This is a genomic window from Streptomyces halobius (assembly GCF_023277745.1).
GTDB lineage: Bacteria > Actinomycetota > Actinomycetes > Streptomycetales > Streptomycetaceae > Streptomyces > Streptomyces halobius.
Genome location: NZ_CP086322.1, coordinates 8,303,159 through 8,329,003 on the forward strand (window position 1 = coordinate 8,303,159; position 25,845 = coordinate 8,329,003).

19 protein-coding genes and 4 pseudogenes are annotated in these 25,845 nt (G+C 71.4%); 14 read left to right on the forward strand and 9 right to left on the reverse strand.

Going from position 1 to position 25,845, the window contains the following annotated elements:
- Nucleotides 1-39: 39 nt before the first annotated feature.
- A complete protein-coding gene (locus K9S39_RS37670) occupies nucleotides 40-2,217 on the reverse strand; it encodes a prolyl oligopeptidase family serine peptidase (protein WP_248867792.1) in 2,178 nt (725 codons plus the stop codon).
- A 154-nt stretch (nucleotides 2,218-2,371) separates the two neighbouring features.
- Between K9S39_RS37670 and K9S39_RS37675 the strand changes: the two are divergent.
- The 6 genes and pseudogenes from K9S39_RS37675 (at nucleotide 2,372) to K9S39_RS37700 (ending at nucleotide 7,973) form a co-directional block, all read left to right on the forward strand.
- Nucleotides 2,372-3,195: pseudogene (locus K9S39_RS37675) on the forward strand (HipA family kinase).
- A 151-nt stretch (nucleotides 3,196-3,346) separates the two neighbouring features.
- On the forward strand, nucleotides 3,347-3,742 hold the full coding sequence (locus tag K9S39_RS37680; RefSeq protein ID WP_248867793.1) for a DUF3037 domain-containing protein: 396 nt from the start codon (nucleotides 3,347-3,349) through the stop codon (nucleotides 3,740-3,742).
- A gap of 313 nt (nucleotides 3,743-4,055) precedes the next feature.
- Nucleotides 4,056-4,817 carry a 3-oxoacyl-ACP reductase FabG gene (fabG, locus tag K9S39_RS37685; protein WP_248867794.1) on the forward strand — a complete coding sequence of 254 codons (762 nt, stop codon included), beginning with the start codon at nucleotides 4,056-4,058 and terminating at the stop codon, nucleotides 4,815-4,817.
- A 29-nt stretch (nucleotides 4,818-4,846) separates the two neighbouring features.
- On the forward strand, nucleotides 4,847-5,617 hold the full coding sequence (locus tag K9S39_RS37690) for an SDR family oxidoreductase (RefSeq protein WP_248867795.1): 771 nt from the start codon (nucleotides 4,847-4,849) through the stop codon (nucleotides 5,615-5,617).
- Nucleotides 5,618-6,597: 980 nt separating this feature from the next.
- Nucleotides 6,598-7,266, forward strand: a complete 669-nt coding sequence (locus K9S39_RS37695; RefSeq protein ID WP_248869141.1) for a uracil-DNA glycosylase — start codon at nucleotides 6,598-6,600, stop codon at nucleotides 7,264-7,266.
- A 134-nt stretch (nucleotides 7,267-7,400) separates the two neighbouring features.
- Complete coding sequence (locus tag K9S39_RS37700) at nucleotides 7,401-7,973, forward strand: hypothetical protein (RefSeq protein WP_406708082.1); 573 nt, start codon at nucleotides 7,401-7,403, stop codon at nucleotides 7,971-7,973.
- Nucleotides 7,974-8,724: 751 nt separating this feature from the next.
- Here K9S39_RS37700 and K9S39_RS37705 read toward each other — a convergent pair.
- On the reverse strand, nucleotides 8,725-9,330 hold the full coding sequence (locus K9S39_RS37705) for a TetR/AcrR family transcriptional regulator (protein ID WP_248867796.1): 606 nt from the start codon (nucleotides 9,328-9,330) through the stop codon (nucleotides 8,725-8,727).
- Between the two features lie 98 nt (nucleotides 9,331-9,428).
- On the opposite strand from K9S39_RS37705, the gene K9S39_RS37710 reads away from it, so the two are divergent.
- The gene (locus K9S39_RS37710; protein ID WP_248867797.1) at nucleotides 9,429-10,670 is read left to right on the forward strand and encodes an FAD-dependent monooxygenase; all 1,242 of its coding nucleotides are present in this window, start codon (nucleotides 9,429-9,431) and stop codon (nucleotides 10,668-10,670) included.
- 3 nt (nucleotides 10,671-10,673) lie between these two features.
- Nucleotides 10,674-11,579 carry a Gfo/Idh/MocA family protein gene (locus K9S39_RS37715; RefSeq protein WP_248867798.1) on the forward strand — a complete coding sequence of 302 codons (906 nt, stop codon included), beginning with the start codon at nucleotides 10,674-10,676 and terminating at the stop codon, nucleotides 11,577-11,579.
- Here the strand turns inward: K9S39_RS37715 and lnt are convergent.
- Nucleotides 11,551-13,200 (reverse strand): apolipoprotein N-acyltransferase, encoded by a 1,650-nt coding sequence (lnt, locus tag K9S39_RS37720; protein WP_248867799.1) that lies wholly within the window; start codon nucleotides 13,198-13,200, stop codon nucleotides 11,551-11,553. The two genes, K9S39_RS37715 and lnt, sit on opposite strands and share 29 nt — an antisense overlap.
- Before the next feature lie 205 nt (nucleotides 13,201-13,405).
- Nucleotides 13,406-15,388 (reverse strand): ABC transporter ATP-binding protein, encoded by a 1,983-nt coding sequence (locus K9S39_RS37725; protein WP_248867800.1) that lies wholly within the window; start codon nucleotides 15,386-15,388, stop codon nucleotides 13,406-13,408.
- 613 nt (nucleotides 15,389-16,001) lie between these two features.
- Here K9S39_RS37725 and K9S39_RS37730 point away from each other — a divergent pair.
- Nucleotides 16,002-16,547, forward strand: a complete 546-nt coding sequence (locus K9S39_RS37730; RefSeq protein WP_319949611.1) for an STAS domain-containing protein — start codon at nucleotides 16,002-16,004, stop codon at nucleotides 16,545-16,547.
- Between the two features lie 118 nt (nucleotides 16,548-16,665).
- On the opposite strand, the gene K9S39_RS37735 is transcribed toward K9S39_RS37730, so the two are convergent.
- Both K9S39_RS37735 and K9S39_RS37740 read right to left on the reverse strand, forming a co-directional pair.
- Nucleotides 16,666-17,154 carry a glutathione peroxidase gene (locus K9S39_RS37735; RefSeq protein WP_248869148.1) on the reverse strand — a complete coding sequence of 163 codons (489 nt, stop codon included), beginning with the start codon at nucleotides 17,152-17,154 and terminating at the stop codon, nucleotides 16,666-16,668.
- A 445-nt stretch (nucleotides 17,155-17,599) separates the two neighbouring features.
- A complete protein-coding gene (locus K9S39_RS37740; RefSeq protein WP_248867801.1) occupies nucleotides 17,600-18,412 on the reverse strand; it encodes a TetR/AcrR family transcriptional regulator in 813 nt (270 codons plus the stop codon).
- Between the two features lie 75 nt (nucleotides 18,413-18,487).
- Between K9S39_RS37740 and K9S39_RS37745 the strand changes: the two are divergent.
- Both K9S39_RS37745 and K9S39_RS37750 read left to right on the forward strand, forming a co-directional pair.
- A pseudogene (locus K9S39_RS37745) lies at nucleotides 18,488-19,673 on the forward strand (excinuclease ABC subunit UvrA); the annotation flags it as partial.
- Between the two features lie 109 nt (nucleotides 19,674-19,782).
- Nucleotides 19,783-20,691, forward strand: a complete 909-nt coding sequence (locus K9S39_RS37750; protein ID WP_248867802.1) for a siderophore-interacting protein — start codon at nucleotides 19,783-19,785, stop codon at nucleotides 20,689-20,691.
- A gap of 228 nt (nucleotides 20,692-20,919) precedes the next feature.
- On the opposite strand, the gene K9S39_RS37755 is transcribed toward K9S39_RS37750, so the two are convergent.
- Nucleotides 20,920-21,972, reverse strand: a complete 1,053-nt coding sequence (locus K9S39_RS37755) for an SMP-30/gluconolactonase/LRE family protein (RefSeq protein WP_248867803.1) — start codon at nucleotides 21,970-21,972, stop codon at nucleotides 20,920-20,922.
- 177 nt (nucleotides 21,973-22,149) lie between these two features.
- On the opposite strand from K9S39_RS37755, the gene K9S39_RS37760 reads away from it, so the two are divergent.
- The 3 genes and pseudogenes from K9S39_RS37760 to K9S39_RS37770 form a co-directional block, all read left to right on the forward strand.
- Entirely contained in the window at nucleotides 22,150-22,593 is a 444-nt protein-coding gene (locus K9S39_RS37760) for a MarR family winged helix-turn-helix transcriptional regulator (RefSeq protein ID WP_248867804.1), read from the forward strand.
- Nucleotides 22,594-23,432: 839 nt separating this feature from the next.
- Nucleotides 23,433-23,784 (forward strand): annotated as a pseudogene (locus K9S39_RS37765) (thiolase family protein); the annotation flags it as partial.
- 189 nt (nucleotides 23,785-23,973) lie between these two features.
- Nucleotides 23,974-24,476: pseudogene (locus K9S39_RS37770) on the forward strand (dioxygenase family protein); the annotation flags it as partial.
- A gap of 261 nt (nucleotides 24,477-24,737) precedes the next feature.
- Here K9S39_RS37770 and K9S39_RS37775 read toward each other — a convergent pair.
- Together K9S39_RS37775 and K9S39_RS37780 are read right to left on the reverse strand one after the other, a co-directional pair.
- A complete protein-coding gene (locus K9S39_RS37775) occupies nucleotides 24,738-25,187 on the reverse strand; it encodes a hypothetical protein (RefSeq protein WP_248867805.1) in 450 nt (149 codons plus the stop codon).
- Nucleotide 25,188: 1 nt separating this feature from the next.
- Nucleotides 25,189-25,542, reverse strand: a complete 354-nt coding sequence (locus K9S39_RS37780; protein WP_248867806.1) for a hypothetical protein — start codon at nucleotides 25,540-25,542, stop codon at nucleotides 25,189-25,191.
- Between the last annotated feature and the right edge of the window lie 303 nt (nucleotides 25,543-25,845).

The window sequence follows — 25,845 nt, forward strand, 5'->3', positions numbered from 1 at the left end:
TGCACCGGTTCATACGGATGCGCGGGGGCGCGCGTTCAATCACTCCCCGGACGTACGTTCCTCCGGGACCTTGAAGCCGCCCAGCGCATCTCGCAGGAAGTCCCGTTGTACGCGCAGCAGGTTCTCGTTGACCCCGTCGTCGGCCGGTGCATGAGTGGCACCGGGCAGCGGCAGCACGCTGTGCGGTCTGCCTGCGGCCAGCAGCTCCGCCGAGAAGCGCAAGGTGTGCGCGACCGCCACGTTGTCGTCCGCGAGACCGTGGACCAGCAGCAGCGGACGGCGCAGCAGATGGCCGTGACCGACCAGAGAGGAGCGCGCGTAGTTCTCCGGCTGCTCGTCCGGGTGGCCCAGAAAACGCTCTTTCCAATGCGTGTCGTACAGCCGCTGGTCGGTGGGCGGTGCCCCGGCGACCGCCGCGTGGAAGACGTCGGGTCGGTGCAGGACGGCGGCCGCCGCCAGGAACCCGCCGAACGACCAGCCGCGGATCGCCACCCGTGCCAGGTCCAGGTCGGGGAAGCGGGCACCGGCGGCCCGCAGGGCGTCCACCTGGTCCTCCAGGGCGGGCGTGAGCAGGTCGCCGTGGACGGCCTTCTCCCAGGCGGGCCCCCGCCCCGGAGTCCCGCGCCCGTCGGCGACGAGCACCGCGAACCCCTGCTCCGCGAACCACTGCGACACACACGTGAACCACGCGCGCGCCCGTATGGCGACCTGCATTCCCGGGCCGCTGTACGGGTCGAGCAGTACCGGCAGCTTCTCCGTGCCCTCCTGGTGCCACGACGGGAGATAGAGGGCGCCGCGCAACTCCCGTTCACCGAGTGTCAGATGGACGGGACGCGGGACGACCACCGGTTCTTCGGCGAGCGAGGCGATGACACCGTACGACGCACCGGCACCGGCACCGGCACCGGCACCGATGCCGTCCCCGCCGTCCCCATCCGGATCCGCCCGCACCACGCTCACCTCAGGGCCCCGCTCCGTCACCCCGTCCAGCACGACCGTTCCGCCCCGTTCCACGCCCGTGTACCGGCCCGGGGCGCGGCTCAGCCGACGGACGCCGTGGCCGGGCTCATGGCGCCACACATGGCTCTCCGTGGGGTCCTCGCCCGCCGTGAAGAGCACCTGTTCGTCCGCCGTCCCGAGGACCTCGCCCAATTGGAGCCCCTTCGGTGTGACCCGGAGCCCGCCGACGGTCAGGAAGCGGGTGCCGCCCGCGTCCTCGGGCAGCACCAGCGCCCCGGACGCGGTACGGGTCGGGGTGCCGGGCACCAGCTCCACCCAGGCGGGATCGGTCCGCTCGTGCAGCACCTGGGTGGCGCCGGTGGCCGGGTCGACCGTGAGTGTGCGTACGGTGCGCTGGTCACGGCTCTGTACGGCGATCATGGGACCGTGCGCGTCCCACCCGGCGTCGACGAGGTATTCGTACGCCTTCCGGTCCCACTCCACCTCGACGCGCTCCCCCTCAAGGCCGAGCAGCCACAGGGTGACCTCCGCGTTCGCGGTGCCCGCCGCCGGATAGCGCACCGCCCGGGGCGGCTTCGTCGGATCGGCCGGATCGCCGATGTAACGCCGTTCCACGGCCGTGATGTCGGCCCTGGCCACCAGGAGACGACGGCTGTCCGGCGCCCACCAGTAGCCGCGCAGCCTGCCCATCGACTCCGCGGCGGCGTACTCGGCGAGCCCGTAAGTGATCTCCGGCCCCTCCGCGCGGGCCAGTTGCCGGTCGGTGCCGGTCAGATCGACGACATGGCAGGAGCCGCGGCTCACGTAGGCGATATGCCGGCCATCGGGGGAGGGCCGGGGGTCGACCACCGGCCCGGCCGCCGGGACGGAGAACGGCGCGCCCCCGTCCGTACGCACCGCCCACAGGGCCCCGGACAACGCGAAGACCACGAGACGGCCGGCGTCGTCCGTCGCGTAGCTCACCACGCCCTCGGAGCGCTCGCGGGCCCGCTCCCGCCGCTGCCGCTCCTCCTCGGGGACCGCCCCGGAACCGGCCCCCACCAGGAGCGCCGGATCGGCCAGTATCCGTTCCTCCCCGGTGCCGCAGTCGTACTCCCACAGCCGTCCAACGGGATCGGTGCCCGACCCCGTACGCACAAACAGAAACCGGTCACCATCCGGGGAGACCGTGAAATGTCTCGGCACCCCGAGGGAGAAACGGCGGCTGCGCGCGAACTGACGGGGAAAGCCGTCGGAGTTGAGGGTCTTCCTGTCCAAGGTGTGTTCCTCCAGGGGCTGGCTGGCGGGTAGGGGCCATTGCGGCTGTACGTCAGGTACTGCCCTGCGCGGAACGCGGGCAGCACGAAGGGCCGGTACCGGACCGGGCGAAAATGGTGCGGGGGAGATCGTCGCAGGCACGTAGCCTGTGGGGATGTTGACCGAAGTCATCGCGACGCGCTATGTCACGCCCTTGCGTGAGGGCGGATCGCTCCCGGGAATCGTCGAGGCCGACGATCTCGGCACTTATATCATGAAGTTCACGGGCGCGGGACAGGGGCGCAAGACGCTGGTCGCCGAGGTCATCTGCGGCCTTCTGGGCCGCCGGCTCGGCCTGCGGGTGCCGGATCTGGTCCGGATGCAGCTCGACCCCGTGATCGGCCTCGGCGAGCCCGACGAGGAGGTCCAGGAGCTCCTGAAGGCCAGCGGCGGACTGAACCTGGGCATGGACTACCTCCCCGGGTCGCTCGGCTTCGACCCGCTCGCTTTCGAGGTGAGCTCCCGTGAGCGGGCCGCGTGGTGTGGTTCGACGCGCTGATCAACAACGTCGACCGGTCCTGGCGCAACCCCAACGCCCTGGTCTGGCACGGCGAACTGTGGCTGATCGACCACGGCGCCACGATGATCTGGCACCACAACTGGCCGACCGCCGAGCAGGCCGCGGTCCGGCCCTACGACGCCTCCGACCATGTCCTCGCCACCTTCGCGCCGGATGTCGCGGCGGCCGCCGCCGAGTTCACCCCGCGGATCACCGAGGAGCTGCTGACCGGCGTCGCGGCCGAGGTCCCCGACGAATGGCTGGTCGACGAGCCCGGCTTTGATTCCCCCGACGCGCTGCGCCGGGCGTACGTGACCACGCTGCTGGCCCGTGCCGGGACGATCAGCGACCGCATCACCATCGGGGAGCCCACCAAGGACAAGCCCTCCCAGGCGCCGGCCTGGCTGGCGGACAAGCTGCCGCGGAGGGCCGTGCAGTGAGTGAGTGCAGCGAGCGAGCTGTGGAAGGGGTGCGCGCCTTGCGAATGCGGGGCCGAGCGGAGCGAGGTTTCGGCGTGAGTGAGCGCAGCGAGGGAGCCGTCGAGAGGTGCGCGCCTCGCGAATGCGGGGCCGAGCGGAGCGAGGTTTCGGCATGAGCGGTGTGCACAACGGGCGGGACGTTTTCGAGTACGCCCTGCTGAAGGTCGTCCCGCGGGTCGAGCGCGGCGAGATGATCAATGCCGGAGTGGTCGTGTACTGCCGTGCCCGGAGCTTTGTCGAGGCCCGGACACATCTGGACGAGGCCCGGCTGCTGGCCCTGGACCCGTCGGCCGACGTCGAGGGCGTACGGGCGGCGCTTTGCGCCGTCGAGGGCATCTGCCATGGCGGCGCCGCGGCCGGACAGGCCGCGGGGGATGACGCGGGCCGCCGTTTCCGCTGGCTGATCGCACCGCGCAGCACCATCGTCCAGCCGGGGCCGGTGCACACCGGGCTGACCGCCGATCCCGCGGCGGAGGCGGAGCGGCTGCTGGAGCTGCTGGTGCGCTGAGTCGAAAATCGGGTGGAGCGGGCGGAAATCGGGCGACATGGGCAGAAAGCGGACAGAGGCGCGAGTGGAGAGCTGGCAGGGGTGGCCGGGGCGGAGGGCGGGATCACACCACGTCCCGGCCCGCCGCAGCTGGTGAGGTGGGGGACGGCGCGACGGTGGGGCGTTGACAGCGGATGGCCGGGCTTCTAGCGTCAGCCCTGCTGAAGCGACTAAGCGGTTGCTCACCTTCAGGACGAGGGACGACGACCGCTTGATGAGGTTTCGACGCTTCGACATTTCGAGGTTCGAGGTTTCGAGGGTGAGGAGAACCCGCATGTCCACCACCGAGCAGCGCGTCGCCATCGTGACGGGCGCGGCCCGCGGCATCGGCGCGGCCACCGCCGTACGCCTGGCCGCCGAGGGCCGTGCCGTCGCCGTACTCGACCTCGACGAGGCGGCCTGCAAGGACACCGTCGAGAAGATCACCGCGGCCGGTGGCAAGGCCATCGCCGTCGGCTGCGACGTCTCGGACGCGGAGCAGGTGGAGACGGCGGTGGCGCGGGTCGCGGCCGAACTCGGTGCGCCGACCGTGCTGGTGAACAACGCGGGCGTGCTCCGCGACAACCTGCTGTTCAAGATGAGCGACACCGACTGGGACACCGTCATGAACGTGCATCTGCGCGGCGCGTTCCTGATGTCGCGGGCCTGCCAGAAGCACATGGTGGACGCCGAGTTCGGCCGGATCGTCAACCTCTCGTCCAGCTCGGCGCTCGGCAACCGCGGCCAGGCCAACTACTCGGCCGCCAAGGCCGGTCTGCAGGGCTTCACCAAGACCCTCGCCATCGAGCTCGGCAAGTTCGGCGTCACCGCCAACGCCGTCGCCCCCGGCTTCATCGTCACCGATATGACCGCGGCCACCGCCGAGCGCGTCGGCATGGGCTTCGAGGAGTTCCAGGCCGCGGCCGCCACCCAGATCCCGGTACAGCGCGTCGGCCGCCCCGAGGACATCGCCAACGCCATCGCCTTCTTCACCGGCGACGCGGCCGGCTTTGTCTCCGGCCAGGTCATGTACGTCGCCGGCGGACCGCTCAACTGACCGCCCCACCGACTCCAGGAGTACCGAACATGACCGCACAGGACAGCGGGCGGCCCGAGCTCTCCGGCAAGGTGGCGCTGGTCACCGGCGGCAGCCGGGGCATCGGTCACGGCATCGCCGAGGCACTGGTCGCCCGCGGCGACCGGGTCGTCATCACCGGCCGCAACGAGGACGCCCTCAAGGAGGCCGTCGACAAGCTCGGCGCGGACCGGGTGCTCGGCGTCGCCGGCAAGGCACACGACGAGGCGCACCAGGCCGTCGCCGTCGAGCGCACGATGGAGACCTTCGGCCGCATCGACTACCTCGTCAACAACGCCGGTACGAACCCGGTGTTCGGCCCCATCGCCGACCTCGATCTCAATGTGGCGCGCAAGGTCTTCGAGACCAACGTCCTCTCGGCGCTCGGCTTCGCGCAGCGCACCTGGCACGCGTGGCAGAAGGAGAACGGCGGCGCGATCGTCAACATCGCCTCCATCGCCGGCCTCAATGCCTCGCCCTTCATCGGCGCGTACGGCGTGAGCAAGGCGGCGATGGTGAACCTGACGCTGCAGTTCGCCCACGAGTTGGCGCCGCTGGTCCGCGTCAACGCCATCGCCCCCGCCGTGGTGAAGACCAAGTTCGCGGCCGCGCTGTACGAGAACCGCGAGGAGGAGGCGGCGGCCGGTTACCCGATGGCGCGGCTCGGCGTCCCGGAGGACATCGGCGGGGCGGCGGCGTTCCTGCTGTCCGACGCCGCGGGCTGGATCACCGGGCAGACGCTGGTGGTGGACGGGGGGTTGTTTCTCAACGCTGGGGTCTGATGGGGGACCGGGCCGTCTGACGACGCGGCCCCCGCCGCATGCCCCCGCCGCCCTGCCCCGCCGCCCCGCCCTGGCAAAGCGGTGTGGCATGCGCCCTGTGGCGCGGCATGCGCCTGTGGGGCCGCGTCCGCCCCCTGTGCGCGGCATGCGCCGCGTGGCGTCGCATCGGCTGCGTGGCGCCGCAGCGCCCCGTGACGCCGCATCCGCTCCTGTGGGGGAAGCCGACGTACTACACCCGCCCACCCCCCCCCCCAAAAAAAGGTGCGGGTGGGCGGCGGGCACAGGCCACGGGGAGCGGCGCGAAATCGCCAAGCCTATGGGGCAGAGGCCAAGCCCATGATCAGGTGCCAAGCCGATGGCCAGGCCCCCGCCTTCTGGGTGCCCGGCGCCACCGGGGACGAGAGCCAGCTGCCGGTCGGCCGCTGGCCGCGCAGTCGGGGCGCGCCGGCCGTACGGTCCTGGCGACCGGGGCCGGCGCCCGACCGGGCCCGCGGCCCTCCAGTGGCCCGCCAACGCCGAGGGCCCGGGCCGGGCAGCCCTCCTGGGATCAGGAGCAGTCTGCGGTGTCCGGGCACCGACCGGGCGGATCTCTACCATGCGCACGTCGAGGACCGTGGCATCCCCTCGGAGGAGACCGTCGCGACGCTGGCCGGACTCGTCAAGAACGGCCGGGTCGCCCCCCTCGGGGGGCAGCAACCACCCGACGTGGCAGCTCGCCGAAGCCCGGCAGCTCGCCGCTGCGCGCGGCCTGCCCGGCTTCCGGGCCGTCCAGCAGCCTGGCGGCGCTCGACCTGGACCCGGATCCGTACCAGCGCGCCCGGCTCGACACCGCGTGACATGCTTCGGGGCGGGCGGACAGCGGGCCGGGCCCCGGTCCCGGCCGGCGGATTCGGCCCGTGGACGGCGTTGTCAGTGGTCGCCGGTAAGTTCTGGGACTGAGAACGCAACGCACACCGGAGGTTGTTGACGTGGTGACCGACATGCTGCCCGCATCCTGGCGCGGGGTCCTCGGCGAGGAGTTGGCGAAGCCCTATTTCAAGGAGCTCACCGACTTCGTCGAGCGGGAGCGGGCCCAGGGGCCGGTCTACCCGCCCCGCGAGGAGGTCTTCGCGGCCCTGGAAGCCACGCCCTACGACCAGGTGAAGGTGCTGGTCCTCGGCCAGGACCCATATCACGGCGCGGGGCAGGGACACGGCCTGTGCTTCTCCGTGCGGCCGGGTGTCAAGACGCCGCCGTCGCTGCGGAACATCTACAAGGAGATGAAGGAGGAGCTGGGCCACCCGCTCCCGGACAACGGCTGTCTGATGCCCTGGGCCAAGCAGGGCGTGCTGTTGCTGAACGCCGTCCTCACGGTCCGCGAGGGCGAGGCCAATTCGCACAAGGGCAAGGGGTGGGAGAAGGTCACCGACGCGGTGATCCGCGCCGTCGCTGCCCGGCCCGACCCGGCCGTTTTCGTCCTCTGGGGGAACTACGCGAAGAAGAAGCTGCCGCTGATCGACGAGGAGCGCCATGCCGTGGTGCAGGGCGCGCACCCCTCGCCGCTGTCGGCGAGGAAGTTCTTCGGGTCCCGCCCCTTCACCCAGATCAACGCCGCCATCGCCGCGCAGGGCCACGCCCCCATCGACTGGCGCATCCCCGACCTGGCCTGAGCCGCATGCCCGGGTGCGTCGTGCACACCGCGCGGGGCCTTCCCCTGGCGGTTAGCGTCGTGGGAAGGCCCGGGGCCCGGCCGGGACGGTCCGCGGGCCCGGAGCCGGGCGGCGAGCGAACGCGGGAGTGCGCGGTGGCGGAGGAGCAGCGAGCGGAGCGGCAGCACGAGGCACGGCAGCGGGACGAGGAAGCCGAGGGCGGTGTCCTGACCCGGATCGGCCAGGCGATCATCTTGCATCGCGCCGGGGATCGGGAGGAGGCGCGCAATCGTCTCTCGGAGCTCTGGCACGAGATCGGTCCGCACGGCGACGCGTTCCATCGCTGCACCCTCGCCCACTACCTCGCCGACACCCAGGACGACCCGCACGACGAACTCGACTGGGACCTGCGGGCTCTGGAAGCGGCCGAGGGCTCTGTGACCGAGCGTTCCGCGGACACCGGCCCCGTCCTCGGCACGACCAACGTCGCCGACAGTCCCTGCCCGCGCCACTCCCTCGTCGCGTTACGGGCGTTCTTCCCCGCACTGCATCTCAACCTCGCCGCCGATTACGCCGGGCTCGACCGGCCCGCCGACGCTCGCGCCCAGCTGCTGCGGGCACGCACGTGGGCCAACGCCCTCGCCGACGGCGAATACCGCCAGGGGCTCAAAGAGGCGATCAAGCGTCTGGAGTCCCGCATCGACGGGGCGCCGGGACGTTCCCCTTAGGGGAGACCCGTCGATGCCCCCTCGCATACCGCTCACTCGCATACCGCTCACTCGCATAGGGCGCACAGCCGTCCCGTCCAGGGGGAACAGGGACGGCCCGGCGATCCGGTGCCCTGCCGCCGCCGACCCGGTCGGGGGCCCGTTCGGGAGTCAGGCCGGGGACCAGGCTGCGGGCCTGAGATGCGGTGGCGCCACCAGGAACCGACTGCGGCTCGCCACGCCCGCCCCGGCGAGCACGCCCGCCACGGCGGGGCTCGTCGCCCCCTGCGTCCCCATCCCCGAAGGCGCCGGCAGCCCCGCGGACCTCGCCCTCCGCACCCTCCACGGCCGCATCCTCGTCCGCCCCCGCGCGGCTCCCCGCCCACGGCGACAATGACGAGGACAGCGAAGACGAGGACAGCGGCGGGGCCGACGACCGTGTCGCCGACTGCGACTGCGACTGCGACTGCGACTGCGACGGCGACGGCGCGGGCACCACCATCGCCACGCGTTCCTCCGCGGGAAGCCGGACGCGCGGGCCCAGTGGTTCGACGGTGAGTGAGTTCGGCCCGGGAGGGGGCGGCCCCCCGAGGACGGGGCGAGGGTCGACGGCCAGACAGCCGGTGACGGTCGTCGTGACCGCCGCCGCCAGGATCGAGACGGTGAGTAATCGGCGCACCCGCGCAACTGTCCTTGACACATGGGGGTTTAGGAATGCCCCCCCAGGGGTGAACGGCGGAGCGCTGAGGCGACGACCGGCGCACGGCTGGAGCTATCGGCTCATCAGGCCGTCGAGCAGTTCCGCGCAGGAGGCGCGCAGCGCTTCGCGGGTGGGGACGGCGGCGTGGAACTGCCCGGCCGTGCAGGAGAACAGCACTCCGTCGCACCAGGCGACCATGCTGAGCGTGTGCCGCTCGGGGGCGGTGGACCCGGCCGCCGCCAGCATCGCCGTCATCGGCTCGCGGAAGGCCCGGCCCGCCTGGTCGTAGATCGCCCGCAGTTCGGGCCGGCGGGTCGCCTCCAGCGCCAGCTCGTAACGGGCGACGAGCAGCTGACGGTGCCGGGACAGATAGCGGTGCAGCGCCAGCGAGACCGCGTCGGCGACGGCCGCCTTGGCGTCGGCCCCGTCGCCCGGTGCCGCCGGGGCGTGCGGCATCTCGCCCGGTGTGAGTACCGCCGCCTCGCGCTCGGACAGTCGCCGTACCGCCGTCTCCAGGAGGGCCGCCCGGGTGCGCTGGAGATTCGACGTGGAGCCCTGCGGCAGCCCGGCCGCCTCGTCGACGGCCCGGTGGGTCAGCCCGCGCATCCCGCGCTCGGCGAGCAGGGTCAGGGCCGTATCGGCGATCAGCTCGTTGCGGGGGGTGCTGCGGGCGGTCATGGCAGGTGAGCCTATCGCGTCGACTACGGATGTAGTGTTCGATGGAGGGACTACGGATGTAGTTTCGGAGGGCTGCAGAGGTCGGCATGGGAGGGATCATGGGGCAGCGCACCGCGATCGTGATCGGCGGCGGAATCGGCGGGCTCACCGCCGCGGTGGCACTGGACCGCCGCGGCTGGTCGGTCACCGTCCTGGAGCGAGCGGTCGCGCTGGAACCAGTCGGCGCGGGCATCGGTCTCGCGCCCAACGCCCAGCGCGCGCTGGACACCATCGACGCGGGTGACGCGGTCCGCGCCATGGCCGTCTGGCAGGCGGCGGGTGACCTCCGCCTGCCCAGTGGCCGCCGGCTGGCCCGTACGGACAACGCGGCGGCCGTCCGGCGCTTCGGCGGCCCGGTCGCCATCGCGTACCGCGCCGAACTGGTCGGCCTGCTCGCCGCCCGGCTGCCCGAAGGAGCGGTACGCACCCGGGCCGCGGCCGAACTCGTCGACGCGGGAGACCCGGAACGGGACGACCGCCCGGCCCGCGTACGGGTCGCAGCGGGCGGGAACGGCGACGAGGAGCTGACCGCCGATCTCGTCGTCGCCGCCGACGGCATCCACTCCGCCGTCCGCCGCACTCTCTTCCCCGGCCACCCGGAGCCCTGCTACGCGGGCTTCACCGCCTGGCGCTTCGTCGTCCCCGCGCCCGCGCGTCCGTACGTCGCGCATGAGACCTGGGGCCCCGGCAGCCTGTGGGGCACCGTGCCGCTGCACGACGGACGCGTCTACGTCTACGCCACCGCGACCGTGCCGCCCCGGGGGCGGGCCGCGTACGGCGAACGGACCGAACTCCTGCGCCGCTTCGGCGACTGGCACCACCCCGTCCCCGACCTCCTCGCCGCCGTCGACCCGGCCGCCATCCTCCGCAACGACGTCCACACCGCGGCCGCCCCGCCGCCCGCCTTCCACCGGGGACGCGTCGCCCTGCTCGGTGACGCCGTCCACCCCATGGCCCCGAACCTCGGTCAGGGCGGATGCCAGGCCATCGAGGACGCCGTCGTACTGGCCCACGAGGCCGCGCCGGACACCGCCCTCGGGCCCGCACTCGCCGCCTACACCCGGCAGCGGCTGCCGCGCACCATGGACGTGGTACGGCGGGCCCGGCGGATCGGCCGTCTCGCCACCTGGCGGTCGCGTCCGGCCCGCGCACTGCGCGCCGCCCTGATGGCCGCGAACGCCCGGCTCGCACCGGATCTCGCGCTGCGCGCCCTGGACGGCATCGCGGACTGGCGCCCGCCGGCCGCCACGTATGCTGCCGGGGCGCGGGGCACCCGGACCGCGGAACTACCCAAGGAGTAACGAGTGAAGGTCGGCTGCATCGGACTCGGCGATATCGCCCGGAAGGCATATCTCCCCGTACTGGGCACGCAACCCGGTGTCGAACTGCATCTGCAGACCCGCACCCCGCCCACGCTCCAACGGGTCGGCGACGCCTACAAGCTGACGGGGACACAGCTTCACACGGACCTGGACTCGCTGCTCTCCGCCGGCCTCGACGCGGCCTTCGTGCACGCGCCGACCCCCGCACACCCCGAGATCGTGACCCGGCTGATCGAGGCCGGCGTGCCGGCCTATGTCGACAAGCCGATCGCCTATGAACTCGCCGAATCCACGCGCGTGGTGCGGCTCGCCGAGGAGCGCGGAGTGGGGCTGGCCGTCGGCTTCAACCGCCGCTTCGCCCCCGGATACGCCCAGTGCCTGGAGCACCCCCGCGATCTGATCCTGATGCAGAAGAACCGGATCGGCATGCCCGAGGACCCGCGCACCCTGGTGCTCGACGACTTCATCCATGTCGTCGACACCCTGCGCTTCCTGGTGCCCGGCGAGATCGAGCACATCGATGTGCGCGCCAGGATCCGCGACGGGCTGATGCACCATGTCGTCCTGCAGCTCTCCGGCGACGGCTTCACCGCCATCGGCACCATGAACCGTCTCAGCGGCTCCTCGGAGGAGATCCTCGACGTCTCCGGGCACGACACCAAGCGCCAGGTGGTCAATCTCGCCGAGGTCATCGACCACAAGGGACAGCCGACCGTGCGGCGCCGCGGCGACTGGGTGCCGGTGGCCCGCCAACGGGGCATCGAGCAGATCGTCCTGGCGTTCCTGGACGACGTACGGGTCGGCCGGCAGCCGTCCGCCCGGGACGCGCTGGGCACCCACGAGCTGTGCGAACGGGTGGTCACCGAGGCGCTCGGGCAGGCTTCCTGACCGACCGCAGTCCCGCGACGGCGCCGGTCAGTCCGTAGAGGACCAGGGCACCCAGCGCGCCGTACAGCGCCCAGTCGCCGAACCGGGCGTACGGGCTGGTGCCCTCGGCCAGCGGCAGATCGTACACGGCGACGGCGCTGCGGTCGGTGCCCAGCCGCTCGCCGACCGGCTCGCCGCGCGGCCCGTACACCGCGCTGACCCCGGTGAGCGTGGCGTGCACCATGGGCCGCCAGGTCTCCGCGGCGCGCAGCGCGGCGAGCGAGGCGTGCTGGGCGGGCGCCCAGCTGTCCTGGAACGTCGAGGTCGCGGACTGGGCGACCAGGACCTGCGCACCGTCGCGCGCCAGATGGCGGCTCATGTCGGGGAAGGCCGTCTCGAAGCACACCAGCGGCCCGATGCGCAGTCCGCCCGCGGTGGAAACCGGCATCACCACCGGGTGGGTGCCCCGCAGACGGTCGGTGGCGGCGGCCTTGCCGACCCGGGTCGCCCAGCCCAGGACGGACCTGGCCGGTATGTATTCGCCGAACGGCACCAGCCGCATCTTGGCGTAGCGGTCACCGGTCGGCCCGTCCGGACCGATCAGCACCGCGCTCTTGAGGATCCCCGGCCGGCCCGCGCGTGGCGCGTCGGTGTTGACCAGCAGGTCGGCGCCCGTACGGTGGGACAGCGCGGCAAGACGGGCGGCGAGCGCGGGGTGTTCGGCCGGATCCCGGTAGAGGCTGCTCTCGCCCCAGACGACCAGCCGCACGCCGCGGTCGGCCACGGAGCGCGTCAGCGCTTCGCTGCGGGCCAGCCGTCCTCCGGGGCCGTCGACGAGGCCCGGTTGGACGACCGCGATGCGTACCGTGCCCACGGGCCGGGGGAGCGGTGCCCAGAACCAGGCCGCGGTGCCGGCGAGCGCGCACACCAGCAGTCCGGCGACGGCGGGCAGCCGGGCCGCCGGGCGGGCGATCAGCTCGGCCACCGCGGTGTTGACGGCCACGATCAGCAGGCTCAGCAGCCACACCCCGCCGACCGAAGCCAGCCGCAACGCGGGCGGCAGCTGCCACTGGCTGGCGCCCAGCAGGCCCCACGGGCCGCCCAAGTACTCCCAGGAACGGACCAGTTCCACCATCAGCCAGCCCGACGGCACCAGCACCAGTGCGGCGGCGTACCGCCCACCCGTCACCCCCCACCACCCTCCACCGGAAGCCCTTCGGGCTGCCCCCCTCTCCGTCACCCCCCACCACCCTCCACCGGACTCCGTCCCGGAAGTCCGCGCAGCCCCTCGCACGCCGCGGGTGTCGGACAGCAGTGCGCGCACCAGCAGCCCCCATGGTGCCCACAGCGCTCCGAGCAGCAGAGCCAGTACGAGGATGAAGACGTGCAGACTCGGCAGCAGCCAGTGATGCACGGCCAGCATGAAGCCGGTGCCGCCCAGCCAGCCGTCCAGCGCCGCGCGCCGGTTCGTCGGCGCCGACATCACCAGCAGCAGCCAGGGGACCAGGGCGACATACGCCAGCCACCACCAGGACGGCGAGGGGAAGACCAGGACCGGCAGCGCGCCGGCGAGCGCCGCGGTCGTGCCCCGTGTCCAGGGGGACGCGAGCCACTGCGCCCGGTGGCCGAGCGGTCTGGGCATACCATCTCCCCTCTTGCCGGATCGCCGGCGCGGAGGGCCAGTGTGCGCGGGCGCACCGGTCAAGAAAAGGGTGCGGCCGCGGCCGGTTCTCCGCGGTGTGTCCGCATCCGTACGGGGCAATGCGTCCGTGGTCCGAGGTCTGTCGTCCGCTTCGGTTCGGCATACGGCGGTCCCCGCCTGGGGGCGGGGACCGTCCGGTGCGCCGTCAGCGGACCAGCGCCGTCTCCCTGACGAAGTCCGGGCCGGTGTCCGGGCCGGAGCCGGTGTCCGGGCCGCTGCCGAGGGCGGCTTCGAGGCCCGCGTCCTCGGCGGCATCCGGGCCGGAATCGGACGTGGTGAACTGCGTCCGGTACAGCTCCGCGTACCTCCCGTCCGCTGCCAGCAGGGTGTCGTGCGTCCCGCGTTCCACGATCCGTCCGTCCTCGACGACGAGGATCAGATCGGCGGCGCGTACGGTCGACAGCCGGTGGGCGATCACCACCGCGGTGCGGCCCTCCAGCGCCTCGGTGAGTGCCTCCTGGACGGCCGCCTCGGAGGTGTTGTCCAGGTGGGCGGTGGCCTCGTCCAGGATCACCACCCGGGGGTGGGCGAGCAGCAGCCTGGCGATCGTCAGCCGCTGCCGTTCGCCGCCGGAGAGCCGGTAGCCCCGCTCCCCGACGACGGTGTCCAGACCGTCGGGGAGGGATCCCACCAGCTCCTTCAGCCGGGCGCGGTGCAGTGCGTCCCACAGCTCTTCCTCGGTCGCTTCCGGCCTGGCCAGCAACAGGTTCTCGCGAATCGAGTCGTGGAACAGGTGCCCGTCCTGGGTGACCATGCCGAGCACGTCACGGAGCGAGGCGGCGGTCAGATCGCGGACGTCGTGCCCGGCCAGCCGGACCGCGCCGGCATCGGTGTCGTACAGCCGCGGCAGCAGCTGCGCGATGGTCGATTTGCCCGCGCCCGAGGAACCGACCAGGGCGACCATCTGGCCGGGCTCGGCGCGGAACGAGATGTCGTGCAGGACCTCCTCGCCGCCCCGGGTGTCGAGGTTGGCGACCTCTTCCAGGGAGGCGAGGGAAACCTTGTCGGCGGACGGGTAGCTGAAACGTACGGAGTCGAACTCCACCGACACCGGGCCCTCGGGCACCGCACGGGCGTCCGGCTTCTCGGAGATCAGCGGTTTGAGGTCCAGCACCTCGAAGACCCGCTCAAAGCTGACCAGCGCGCTCATCACCTCGATATGCGCGCCGGAGAGCGCGGTCAGCGGAGCGTAGAGCCTGGTCAGCAGCAGGGCGAGCGAGACGATCGCACCGGCCTCCAGCTGCCCGCGCAGCGCGAAGAGACCGCCCAGACCATAGACGACGGCCAGCGCCAGCGCCGAGACCAGGGTGAGCGCGGTGACGAAGTAGGTCTGCACCATGGCCGAGCGGACCCCGATGTCGCGCACACGCCGGGCCCGGATGGCGAATTCCGCGGACTCATGGGACGGGCGGCCCATCAGCTTCACCAGGGTGGCGCCCGGCGCGGAGAACCGTTCGGTCATCTGTGTGCCCATCATGGCGTTGTGGTCGGCGCCCTCGCGCCGCAGCGCGGCCAGCCGCCGGCCGACCCGGCGGGCGGGCAGCACGAACACCGGCAGCAGCACCAGCGCGATCAGGGTGATCTGCCAGGACAGGCTCAGCATGACGCCGAGGGTGAGCAGCAGCGTGACGATGTTGCTGACGACTCCGGAGAGGGTGTCGCTGAAGGCCCGCTGGGCGCCGATGACGTCGTTGTTGAGCCGGCTGACCAGCGCCCCGGTGCGGGTGCGGGTGAAGAACGCGAGGGGCATCCGCTGGACGTGGTCGTAGACGGTGGTGCGCAGGTCCAGGATCAGCCCTTCACCGATGCTCGCCGACAGCCACCGGGTCAGCAGGCCGAGGCCCGCCTCCGCGAGCGCGATGCCGGCGATCAGCCCGGACAGGCCGACGACGAGGGGGGCCGGGTCGCCGCCCACGATGGCGTCGACCACCCGCCCGGCGAGCAGCGGGGTCGCCACCGCGAGCATCGCCGTCACGGTGCTCAGCACCAGGAACCACACCAGTCGACGGCGGTGCGGGCGGGCGAAGGCGAGGATGCGGCGCAGTGTGGCGCGGGAGAACGGTCGCCTGCCCTGCTGCGCGGTCATCGTGCTGTGCAGGGAATGCCAGGCGGTGACTTCCATGTCCATCGCGGCCTCCAAGGTGTCGTGGTTGTCACGGGATCGCCGTGGCCACCGGCGACATGAAAGGAACCTAGAACCTAAACCAATCTTGAGGTCAAGGGATTCCCGTCCGGTCACTTCCGGGGTTCCTCTGGGCGCCGCGATTCATGCTCGCAGGCCGGGCAGGGCGGGAGGGGACCGGTGCGCCCGGCGCGGCGGATGAGCCCGTCGTACCCCGTTGAGCCCACTGAAGGGGCTGCCGGACGGAGCTGAGCCCGCCGATGCGATGACCGGCGTACGAGCGCGTGCGCGCCGCCGGCCCGGTGTCGTGACCGCCCCGCCAGCGACCGGCCGCTCGTCCGGCCGAGCGCCCGCTGCCCCGGGTCGGGACGGTGCGGTCGGGCCGGGTGCGGGATGCCCGAGCGGGAAGGCCCCATGGGGCCGAGCGCCCAGAGCGCCTCCATGCGTCGTCGGCTTTGAGGAAACTCATATTCCTGACTCCGGACATGAATTGACACCCCGTCGGGTGGGTATGCCGTAGACGCGTAAGGGCTTATAGAGCCAGACGTCCCGGACGCGTCTGATCCGTCAGGATCGCGCCGGGCGCTCCCCTCACCTTCCGTACGCCTCCTCCGCACGCGTGGCGATATCCGCATCCCGCGCACTGGCACGAAAGTGGGTCGGGCTGATGATGGACGAGGGCCAGGACGTCGTGGGCCGGGATACCGAAGTCCCCGACCGCGCGGGCCAGGACTACCAGGGATTCGTCGGAAGCGTACGGGCGGCCGGCACCACCACCGTGCTCGAACTCCGCGGTGAGCTGGACATCTTCGCCGTAGCGGTGCTGTCCGACCGGCTGGACGGTCTCACCGGCACCCACCCGGATCTGCTGCTCGATCTGCGCGCGGTGACGTTCATCGACTGCGCCGGGCTGTCCCTGCTGGTCCGCGCCCGGCAGCGGACGCGGGAGCGGGGCGGCCGGCTGCGGCTTACCGGTGTCCCCGACCGGGGCAATATCGCGCGGCTGTTGCGGATGACCCGCCTGACCGGCCAGTTCGAGATCGTCCCCCACCAGGCCGTCGCCCCTGGCCTCATCGTCGAGGGCATCGTGGCCGACCACATCAGCATGATCGGCCGTGTCGCCCTCCCCGGTGTCACGGACGTGGCGGACGGCGCCGTGGTGTAGGGGCACACGGGTTGCGCGGTCTTACGGGCGGAGAGGCGTAACCGGCGCCGATCGCGCGCCGACGGGACGGCCCGTCCGCATGGGCGCGAGCCGCCCGGCGGCGCGCCTCCGGGGCCGGTCAGGAAGGCAGCGCCGCCTCGATGGCCGCGACCAGTTCCTCGGCCTCCGGCTCCGTACGCGGCCGGAACCGTCCCACGACCTCACCCGCGGGGTCGACGAGGAACTTCTCGAAATTCCACTGCACATCGCCGGACGCGCCCTCGGCGTCCTCGGCGCGCGTCAGCGCCTCGTACAGCGGGTGCCGGCCCTCGCCGTTGACGTCGGTCTTCTCGAACAGCGGGAAGCTGACCCCGTACGTCGTCGAGCAGAACGTGGCTATCTCCTCGGCGGTGCCGGGCTCCTGGCCCGCGAACTGGTTGCTGGGGAAACCGAGCACGCTGAAGCCGCGGTCGGCGTAGCGCTCCTGGAGCCGCTCCAGGCCCGAATACTGCGGGGTCAGCCCGCACTTGGACGCGACATTGACGATCAGCAGCGCCTTGCCCCGATGGTCGGCGAGCGAAGCGGGGTCACCGGTCAGGGTGCGCAGCGGAATGTCGTACAGGCTCACGGTCATGCTCCTCATTGGGGGTCCGCGGACGGGGAACGCTTTCTTCGGTCCCCACACCGGCGCTCACCCTATTCTTCCCCGGTTCGTCCACCGGCCAGGACACGACCGGCCGCAGCTCACCGGCGCGCCATTCCTTGAGCAGTTGATCGAAGATCGGTGTCTCCTCCTCCGCCCGGCGGGGCGCGGGCGGCGGGGGGTGGTGCGGGCCGGAGATGCGCTGGAAGGGGTAACCCGCGGTCGGTTTTACGTTCATGTCCGGACTCAACCCTAAATCGGCCGCCGAGTTGCGGGACCGGGCCAGGAGCGCTGTCAGATGCCCCTCCGGTGGTGACGGGCAGAAACTACGTTCCAGCGGGTCGCGACGGACGGTCGTCTGGGCGGGAAGGGACGGTCAAGTCCCGGAGAATCCAGCCCAGGAGCTCCGCCCGGCCTCGGCGGCCCGGTCCTACCGGCTCTTGTCGATGGCCGCCTCGATGCCGTCCAGGATGACGTCCAGGCCGACCTCGAAGGTCGTCTTCGCCTCGCGCTCCATGTGGGGCACTGCGTCGTCATCAGGTGCCGGACCGTCCGCGCCGTGGGAGGCGCCCTCGGTCTCCAGGCGGACCACGAGCGGGAAGCGGTCCGAGAAGTCGGGGACGACGTCGCACAATACGGTGGAGCGGGCCTGCCACCACTCCTCGTCGGAGACGCCCGTCGCCGCCGCGGCCAGCCGCGATTCCGTGACGGTCTGCGCGGAGCCGCGGACGAAGTGGAACAGCGTACCGACGATCCGGCGCAGCGCGGCGGACGGCAGTTCCGTCGCGTACAGCAGGCGTACCAGCGTCTCCAGGGCGACATATTCGTTGGGCCCCAGCACCGGCCGCGCCTGGGACACCTGGAGCACCCATGGGTGGCGGAGGTAGAACTCCCAGGTGTCCTCGGCCCAGGACGTCACGGCGGCCTGCCAGCCCCCGGTGAGGTCGTAGTCGGTGGGCAGTTCGGCGAGCGCGCGGTCGTACATCAGGTCCACCAGCTCGCTCTTGCTGGGGACATAGGTGTAGAGCGCCATCGCGGTACGCCCGAGGCGCTCGCCGACCGCGCGCATGGACAGTGCCGCCATGCCCTCGGCGTCGGCCACCCCGATTCCGGCGTCGACGATCGCGTCCACGCTCAGTGCCGGTTTGGGTCCGGGCGCGGAGCGCTTCCCCACGTCGTGTCCGGTGCGCCACAGCAGCGACATCGAACGGTGGGGGTCGCCCTGGCCGGCGAAGAGAACCACTTGCAACTCCTTACGGCATAAAGTAATCTCTCGCAGAGATAACTCTTTACATCGTAAGGATATCAGGGGGGCGGTATGGATCAGGGGAGTGCGGAGTCTCGGTGGTCCGCCGCGTCCGGTCATGCTGCGGACGGTCATGATGTGATCCAGGTCCGCGGGGCGAGGGAGAACAACCTCGCCGATATCTCGCTCGACATCCCCAAGCGTCGGCTCACGGTCTTCGCCGGCGTCTCCGGATCCGGTAAATCCTCGCTCGTCTTCGGGACCATCGCCGCCGAGTCGCGGCGGCTGATCAACGAGACGTATACCGCCTTCATCCAGTCGTTCATGCCGAGCCGGGGCCGGCCCGATATCGACGCCCTGCGGAAACTGAGCGCGGCGATCGTCGTCGACCAGGCACGGATGGGCGCCAACTCCCGCTCCACGGTCGGCACCGCGACCGACGCGCAGACCATGCTGCGCATCCTCTTCAGCCGCCTCGGCGCCCCGCATGTCGGACCCTCGACCGCCTTCAGCTTCAACAGCGCCGAGGGGATGTGCCAGCGATGCGAGGGCCTGGGGCGGGTCTCGACGGTCGACATTGACGAACTCGTGGACGTCGAACTCTCCCTCAGCGAGGGCACGATCACCGCCCCCGGCTTCACCGTCGGCTCCTGGCACTGGCAGAACGCTCGCCCACTCCGGCGTCGTCGACCCCGACGTCAAACTGAAGGACTACACCCCCGCCCGGTGGGAGGATTTCCTCCACAAGCCCGCCACCAAAATCAAACAGGGCACCTCCGACATCACCTACGAGGGCCTGTTGGTGAAGGTGCACGGCTCGCTGCCCCGGAGGGACGGCGTGATCGTCGCCGACCAGTCCGCGATCCGAGGCCCCCGCCGCGGCAACCCGGCCACCTACACCGGTCTCCTCGGCCCGATCCGCACCGCCTTCGCCAAGGCCAATGGCGTCAAGGCCGCCCTGTTCAGTGCCAATTCGGAGAAGGGCGTCATGTATGTCCTGGACGAGCCCACGACCGGACTCCATCTCGCCGATGTGGGCCAGCTCCTGGCCCTGCTGGATCGACTCGTCGACGACGGCAACACCGTCATCGTCATCGAACACCACCAGGCCGTAATGGCACACGCCGACTGGCTCATCGGTCTCGGACCGGGCGCTGGCCAGGACGGCGGCCGGATCCTCTTCACCGGCACCCCCGCCGAACTCATATCCCGCGGCGGTTCACTGACGGCACGCCACCTGCGGCTCTACCTCCAGGAACAGCCTGCGGAGTATCGGACGACGATCACTGGCCGCCCGTCCCACACCCGCCCGAGACCGCCACCCACCTACCCCCCCACCCACTTCCCTACCCTTCACGGAGGATTCGATGGCGGACGTGCCCGTCGCGCTCATCCAGGTCACCGACGTCCGGCGGATCACCCCGCGCATGGCCCGTATCACCTTCTCCGGGGACGGACTCGACGACTTCCCCACCTGGCCCGACCAGCAGCTCAAACTGTGCTTCCCCAAACCCGGCCAGACCGTGCCCCGCTTGCCCGACGAGAGCACGGACGGCGACGTCATGCGCTGGTACCAGGCGTTCCTCGCCATACCCGAGGATGAACGCCCCTGGATGCGCAGCTACACGGTGCGCTCCTACGACCCCGACCGCCAGCGGATAACCGTCGACTTCGTGCTCCACGGCACGTCCGCAACGGCAGCCGGCGCGGAGACCGGCCCGGCAACCCGGTGGGCGGCCTCCGCGTCCGTAGGAGACACCCTCGCCCGCTACGGCCCGGCAGCGGTCTACGCCCGACCGCTGCCGCTCGACACCGCCGACTGGCTGCTGCTCGTCGGCGATGAGACCGCCCTGCCGGCCATCGGCTCCCTCGTGGAATCGCTGCCCCCAGGGGCCCGCGCGATGGCCTACATCGAGGTGGCCGACGCGGCAGAGGAGCAGCACTTCACCACCCTGGCCGACGTGACCGTCCACTGGGTGCATCGCGACGGCCTTGCGGCCGGGCACGGTGACGCCCTGCTCAGCGCCGTACGCGAAGCCGCCCCGTTCCCGTCCGGCTCGGTATTCGCCTGGCTCGCAGGCGAGGCAGGCATGGTGCGCGGGCTGAGGCGACACCTGGTGGGGGAGCGCGGCATGGACAAGCGCCAGATCGACTTCACCGGCTACTGGCGCCGCAAACTCACCCAGGACGATGCCCCGACGGAGGAGGACTTGGCCGAGGCTGAGGAACGCATCGCGGCAGCAGAGAAAGCCGGAATGGCCGAGGAGAAGGGATAAGGCCGGGGAGGAGGGTAAGGGGGAGGCTTGGCCCGGTCCGCAGGCGGAAGCGACGGCGCGATCACCGCACACGCTGCGTCAGAGGGCCCAGGCTTACCCCTCACGACCGGAGCAACGCCCGAAGATCAACAAGCCTCTGCACATGCACAGAGAGGAGGATCGGCAGGACCTTCATAGAGAAGACGCGGGGGCGGCGCTCGCTGGTGTCGCCCGTCGCTCGTGTGGCCGTCAGATTCCCTTCACGACCGCCACCGTGAACGGCCGCTGCGGGGTTCCGGGGCCCATCGGTCCGCCCTTGTCGAACTGGGACCGTACGACGAGCGTGCGACCGTGGGTGCGGACCAGGGTGGTCGGGATCTGGAGCGCTCTGTCGGTGACCTTGCGCTCCAGGCGCGCCGATGCCCGGCCCTTGGAGACGTGCCAGCGGCTGACCGTGTTGGTGATGTTGTGGGCGACCCACAGCGTGTCGCCGCGCAGTTCCAGGCCGTCGCCGTTCAGGACGTTCGCGCCGTGCAGCGCGACCCGGCGCACCGCCCCGGACCCCAGGTCGACGCGGTAGAGGTTTCCGGCGGTCATGTCGACGGTCAGCAGAGAGCGGCCCGAGCGGTCCGCCGCGATACCGTTCAGCGTGACGTCATCGGCCGGGTGTGGGCCGAGCGCGCCGGTCAGGTCGTACGCCGTGGTCAGCTCGGCCCGTCGGCCGTGCGCCGCGGCCCGCGCCAGTTGCTGCGGCGTGACCCGGTACAGGACGGAACGGTAACTATCCGTCAGGTACGCGGTTCCGTCCGGGGTGATCGCAATGTCGTTCACGAACGACTTGGCCGGCCCTGTCACGTCGAACCGCGCGATCAGCGCGCGGGTACGCAGGTCGTACACGGCGACGCCGGTCGTCGAATCGGTGACCCAGAGGTGACCGGCTCGGTCCACCTTCAGGCCGTTGGCGGTGGTGCGTCCGTCGGTGCCGGCCGGCAGGAACACCACGGCGGTGCGGTGACCGGGCGTCGCCTTGTAGATGGCGCCGGTCGTGTACGAGCCGACGTAGAGATCGCCGCTGACAGGGTCGGCGGCGATGCCCTCCGGGTAGACGCGGTCACCCGGCAGGTCGTGCGCGACGGAGACCCGCGCGTGGGCCTCCGGCTGGACGGCGGGCCGGGCGACGGCCGGACGCGGGAAAGGCGCGTCCGCCTGCGCGGTGGCGGCGAGGGAGGCGGGGACTGCGGCGGTCAGGGCCAGGGCGGCCGCGGTCAGAGCGCGGCGCCGGCACCGGATCGTACGGGACATGGGGACGCCTCTCGGTGATGGATCCCAGAAGGGGAGATGGAGATGGCAGGAGTTCGCCGTATCGGATGCACACGAAAGTAAGTAAGAGTTCTAATCTTCGTCAAGGTACATATCAAACATTGAGGTCTCATTGATGGGGTTGGGGCTTCCGTTCTGTACGGCCGTTACGATGCGGAGATGACGTCCATGCCCGCGTCCGAGCGCCTCGGATCCTCCATCAAGCTCGCCGAGCGGGCACTCAACGGCGCCAAGCACGCGGCCCTCAAGCCGTCCGGTCTGACGGTTCCGCAGTACGCCGCCCTGCTCTGTCTCACGGAGAAGCCCGGGATCTCCGCGGCTGCGCTGGCGCGGGCCTGCGGGGTGACGCCGCCGACCATGAACACGGTGCTGAAGAACCTCCAGGAGCGCGGCCTCATCGAGCGCACCCCGCACGAGTGGCACCGGAACGTCCTGGAGACCCGGCTCACCGACCGGGGCCGGGCCGTCATGAAGGACGCGGACGCGCGCGCCGTGCGCGTCGAGCGCGCACTGGCCGCCGAGTTCACGGACGAGGAGAGGGCGACGCTGGTCGGTCTGCTCGGCCGGTGCGCCACCCTGCTGGATTCCGTGCGAGCGGACTGAGTCCGCTAAGTCTGCTCAGTCCGCCAAGGCCCCTACGGCCGCGTTCTGTGCGGCCAGTGGGAGATCCGACGGGAATGTCAGCCGGCCGATGGAGAGGTCTGCGGGTGGGGCGGTGCCGCAGAGAGGTATCGGTTGCGCGCGTCCATGGCGGCGAGCGCCGTCTTCGCCGCCTTCGGGGCGTGGGCTGTGGAGACCAGCCGGTAAGCGGCCCAGAGGAACGACGGGTTGAGCTCGGCGATCGGTTCAACGTGCCCGGGGCTCGGGTCCGCGCGTCAGTCAACGGCCCCTTCGGCAGTGATGCGAAGGGGCCGCTTCTGCGGTTCGGGCGGTCGTGCTCAGCCGGCTAGCGGCTTTGCGCCCACCACACTACGAAGCCGATGGCCGCAGTGCCGCACGCGTACGACGCACCCCGCACGAAGTGTGTGGCAGCGAGCCGGCTGTAGCGGCGCCAGCGCTGCGCGAAGCGGATGGTTGTTGTGGGACGCCTCTTCGTAGACTGCATGTGGACCCCTCTCGTGAACGCAAGGAACGGCGGTGGTTCCACGCAGGGAGCCCTTGTCAGCCCGAGGTTGGTCGCCGGACGGTTGAGCAGGGGCTCCTTCGCGTCGAGAACTAGCTTACGAGATTGTGCACTTGTGAATGCGCCGGGGGTGTCCTCGGGTGTGTCCGAGCGGGTGTGTGCGCAGGTGGGGCGCTCTGCCGTGATGTCTCCAGCGCCTCCTTCAGCCGCCGGAGCGTGACGTTCATGGCCTGCCGGTTGTGCGTGACCCGGTCGTGGACGCCGGTGCTGCTCAGTCCCGATCCGCGGTGATCACATCGACGTCGCCGTCCGCAGCGCCATGCAGGTCTCCGCCCGTGGCGACCCCGCCAACGGGGCCGTTTCCAGGGAAGGTGATCATCGGCATCGGTGGTGCACTGGTTCCGTTCACCCCGACGGCCTCGCCGCCCACGCGATCCGCGCATTGCTCGCCCGCGTCCCGGACTTGGCCCCGGCCCGGATCGACGACATCCGCCTCGGCGACGCCAATGGCGCGGGCGAGGAGAACCGCAACGCCGGCCGCATGGCCGCTCTGCCGGCCGGCCTGCGCAACCTCCGCGCCGCGCGTGACCGTCAACCGACTCTGCGCCTCGGGTCTCGAAGCGGTGACACAGGCCGCGCGGACGATCGAACTCGACGAGGCATGCGCCGCCCAGGTCCTCGGCTGCGTCGCCGCACGGCCCGAGTTCGACCCCGCGATACTCACCCCCAGGGCGGCTCCATCGTCCTGGGGTACCTGCTCGGCGCCTCCGGCGCCCGCCTCGCCGGAACCGTCCCCAACCAACTCGTCCGCAGGGCTCCTGAGTCGGCGCATCGCCGCGCACCGCATCGGCGTCACCCCAGGGGCCTCGCCCGGCTGGCGGACCACCGTCTCCGGCCGCCTCCTCGACCGGGCCGGTCGCCCCGTCCGCGGCCAGCGGATGGAGATGTGGCAGGCCAACGCGTCGGGCCGGTACGCCCATCCGCACGACCAGCACCGTCCCCGCTCGACACCGACTTCACCGGTATGGACCGCACCCTGACGGGCGATCAGGGGCGCTGCGTCTTCACCTCCGTCAAGCCGCGGGCCTACCCTTGGCGCAATCACACCAACGCCTGGCGCCCGGCCCACACCCACTCCTCCCTCTTCGGGACGGCGTTCGCCCAGCGGCTCGTGACACAGATGTGCTTCCCGCACGACCCGCACCGCGCGTGCGACCCGCTCCCGCGCTCGGTCACCGACCGGGCTGCCCGCGACCGGCTCGTCGCCACCTACCGTCACGACCTCTCCCGGCGGGAGTGCTTCCTCTGCCACGAGTGGGACATCGTCCTCGACGGTCCCTACGCCACCTGGACCGCCCCTGGAGCGACCCGCCCGCCCATCTGCGGGAGATCGCCGACGCCGGCCCCGGCGCCGCGCTCACCGAACTCCCCGGCGCCTCCCACCTGGCCCGGTTGGTAATCCGGAGGCGCGGTAGCGCGGTAGCGCGGTGGCCGTGGCCGTGAAGAAGTACGGTGCCGTTCCAGACGGCGGGCTCGTCGCGGTCGGCGGTCCGTCATGTACGCGGTGCCGGAGGGGAGTTTGCGGGCCTTAACAGGGCCTTTCCGGGCGGGGAGGCGGTCCCCGTCACGCGGCGGTGAAGCCTGCCGTGTAGTGCTCTCGGAGTGCCTCGCGGCGGTCTGGAGCGGCCAGGCGCTCGGCGACCCAGAGCAGGAAATCGTCCGCCAGCGTGTCGATCCAGTCGTACGCGGGGTCGAAGGGCTCCGGGCGCGGCGCGGGGTAACCGAGGCAGAGCTCCGTGCCGCGTGGACCGGTGACGGTGAACTCGCGGGTGCCGTCCGGCGCCGTGGAGTGCCGGACCGACACCTCCTCGCAGTCCCAGTGGCGGTCGCCGTACTGCAGCCACAGCCGTCCGGCGTCGGCGAAGAGGGCCGCGACGGGCTTCTTCGCCGAGGAGACTCGGACAAAGCCGTGGCACCGACCGGACCCGGTCGACAGATGCCCCGAGGGCGGATCCAGGGCCCACACGAGGTCGTGGCGGTCATAGTCCTGGAGCGGGATCCGGTGCGTCGTCATGTCACTGGTGCGGCTTGAGGCCGAGTTCGCGGTCGACGGCGGGGTTGCTCCTCATGGCGGCCTTGATGACCTCGCCCCAACTGCCGTACCGGGCGAACTGCTGGTCCGCCGTCGGCCCCAGCGGGTTGCCGTACTTCTTGACGTTGCGCTTCTCCAGGGCCTTCACGTCCTGGGGAGACATTCCGCTACGGGTGATGTCCTTGGCCTGATTGCGCATGTCCACCACCTTCCGCGCGATGTCCTCATCCGACCTGCCCTGTGCCCGCATCGTATCCACGGAGTCGTGCATACGGTCGATGAGCCGGTGGTACCGGATCCGTGTCTCGCGTGCCTTCGCACGCTCCTCCGGAGACATCGCGCGGATCTTGCAGACGAGGGGTTCGTCACTGGTGCAGGGCGTCGCCGAGGCCGAGACGGACGGCGGGGCGTGCGGACTTGTCGTGGTGCCCTCGCCTCTGGTCCCCGAGGGAGACGAACATCCGCTCAGCACGGACAGAACGGTTGCGAGCAGTACGGGAAGGAGGCGCGTGAGTGCCGTACGGGCGGTGTGCCCGACGGGCCTGTCGGACGACGTGGTGCAGTGCGGGTACGGCAACATGACCTCCGGTCTGGTGGGACGGCTCCCGGTCTGGCGGGACGGCTCCCGTGCCCAACGACC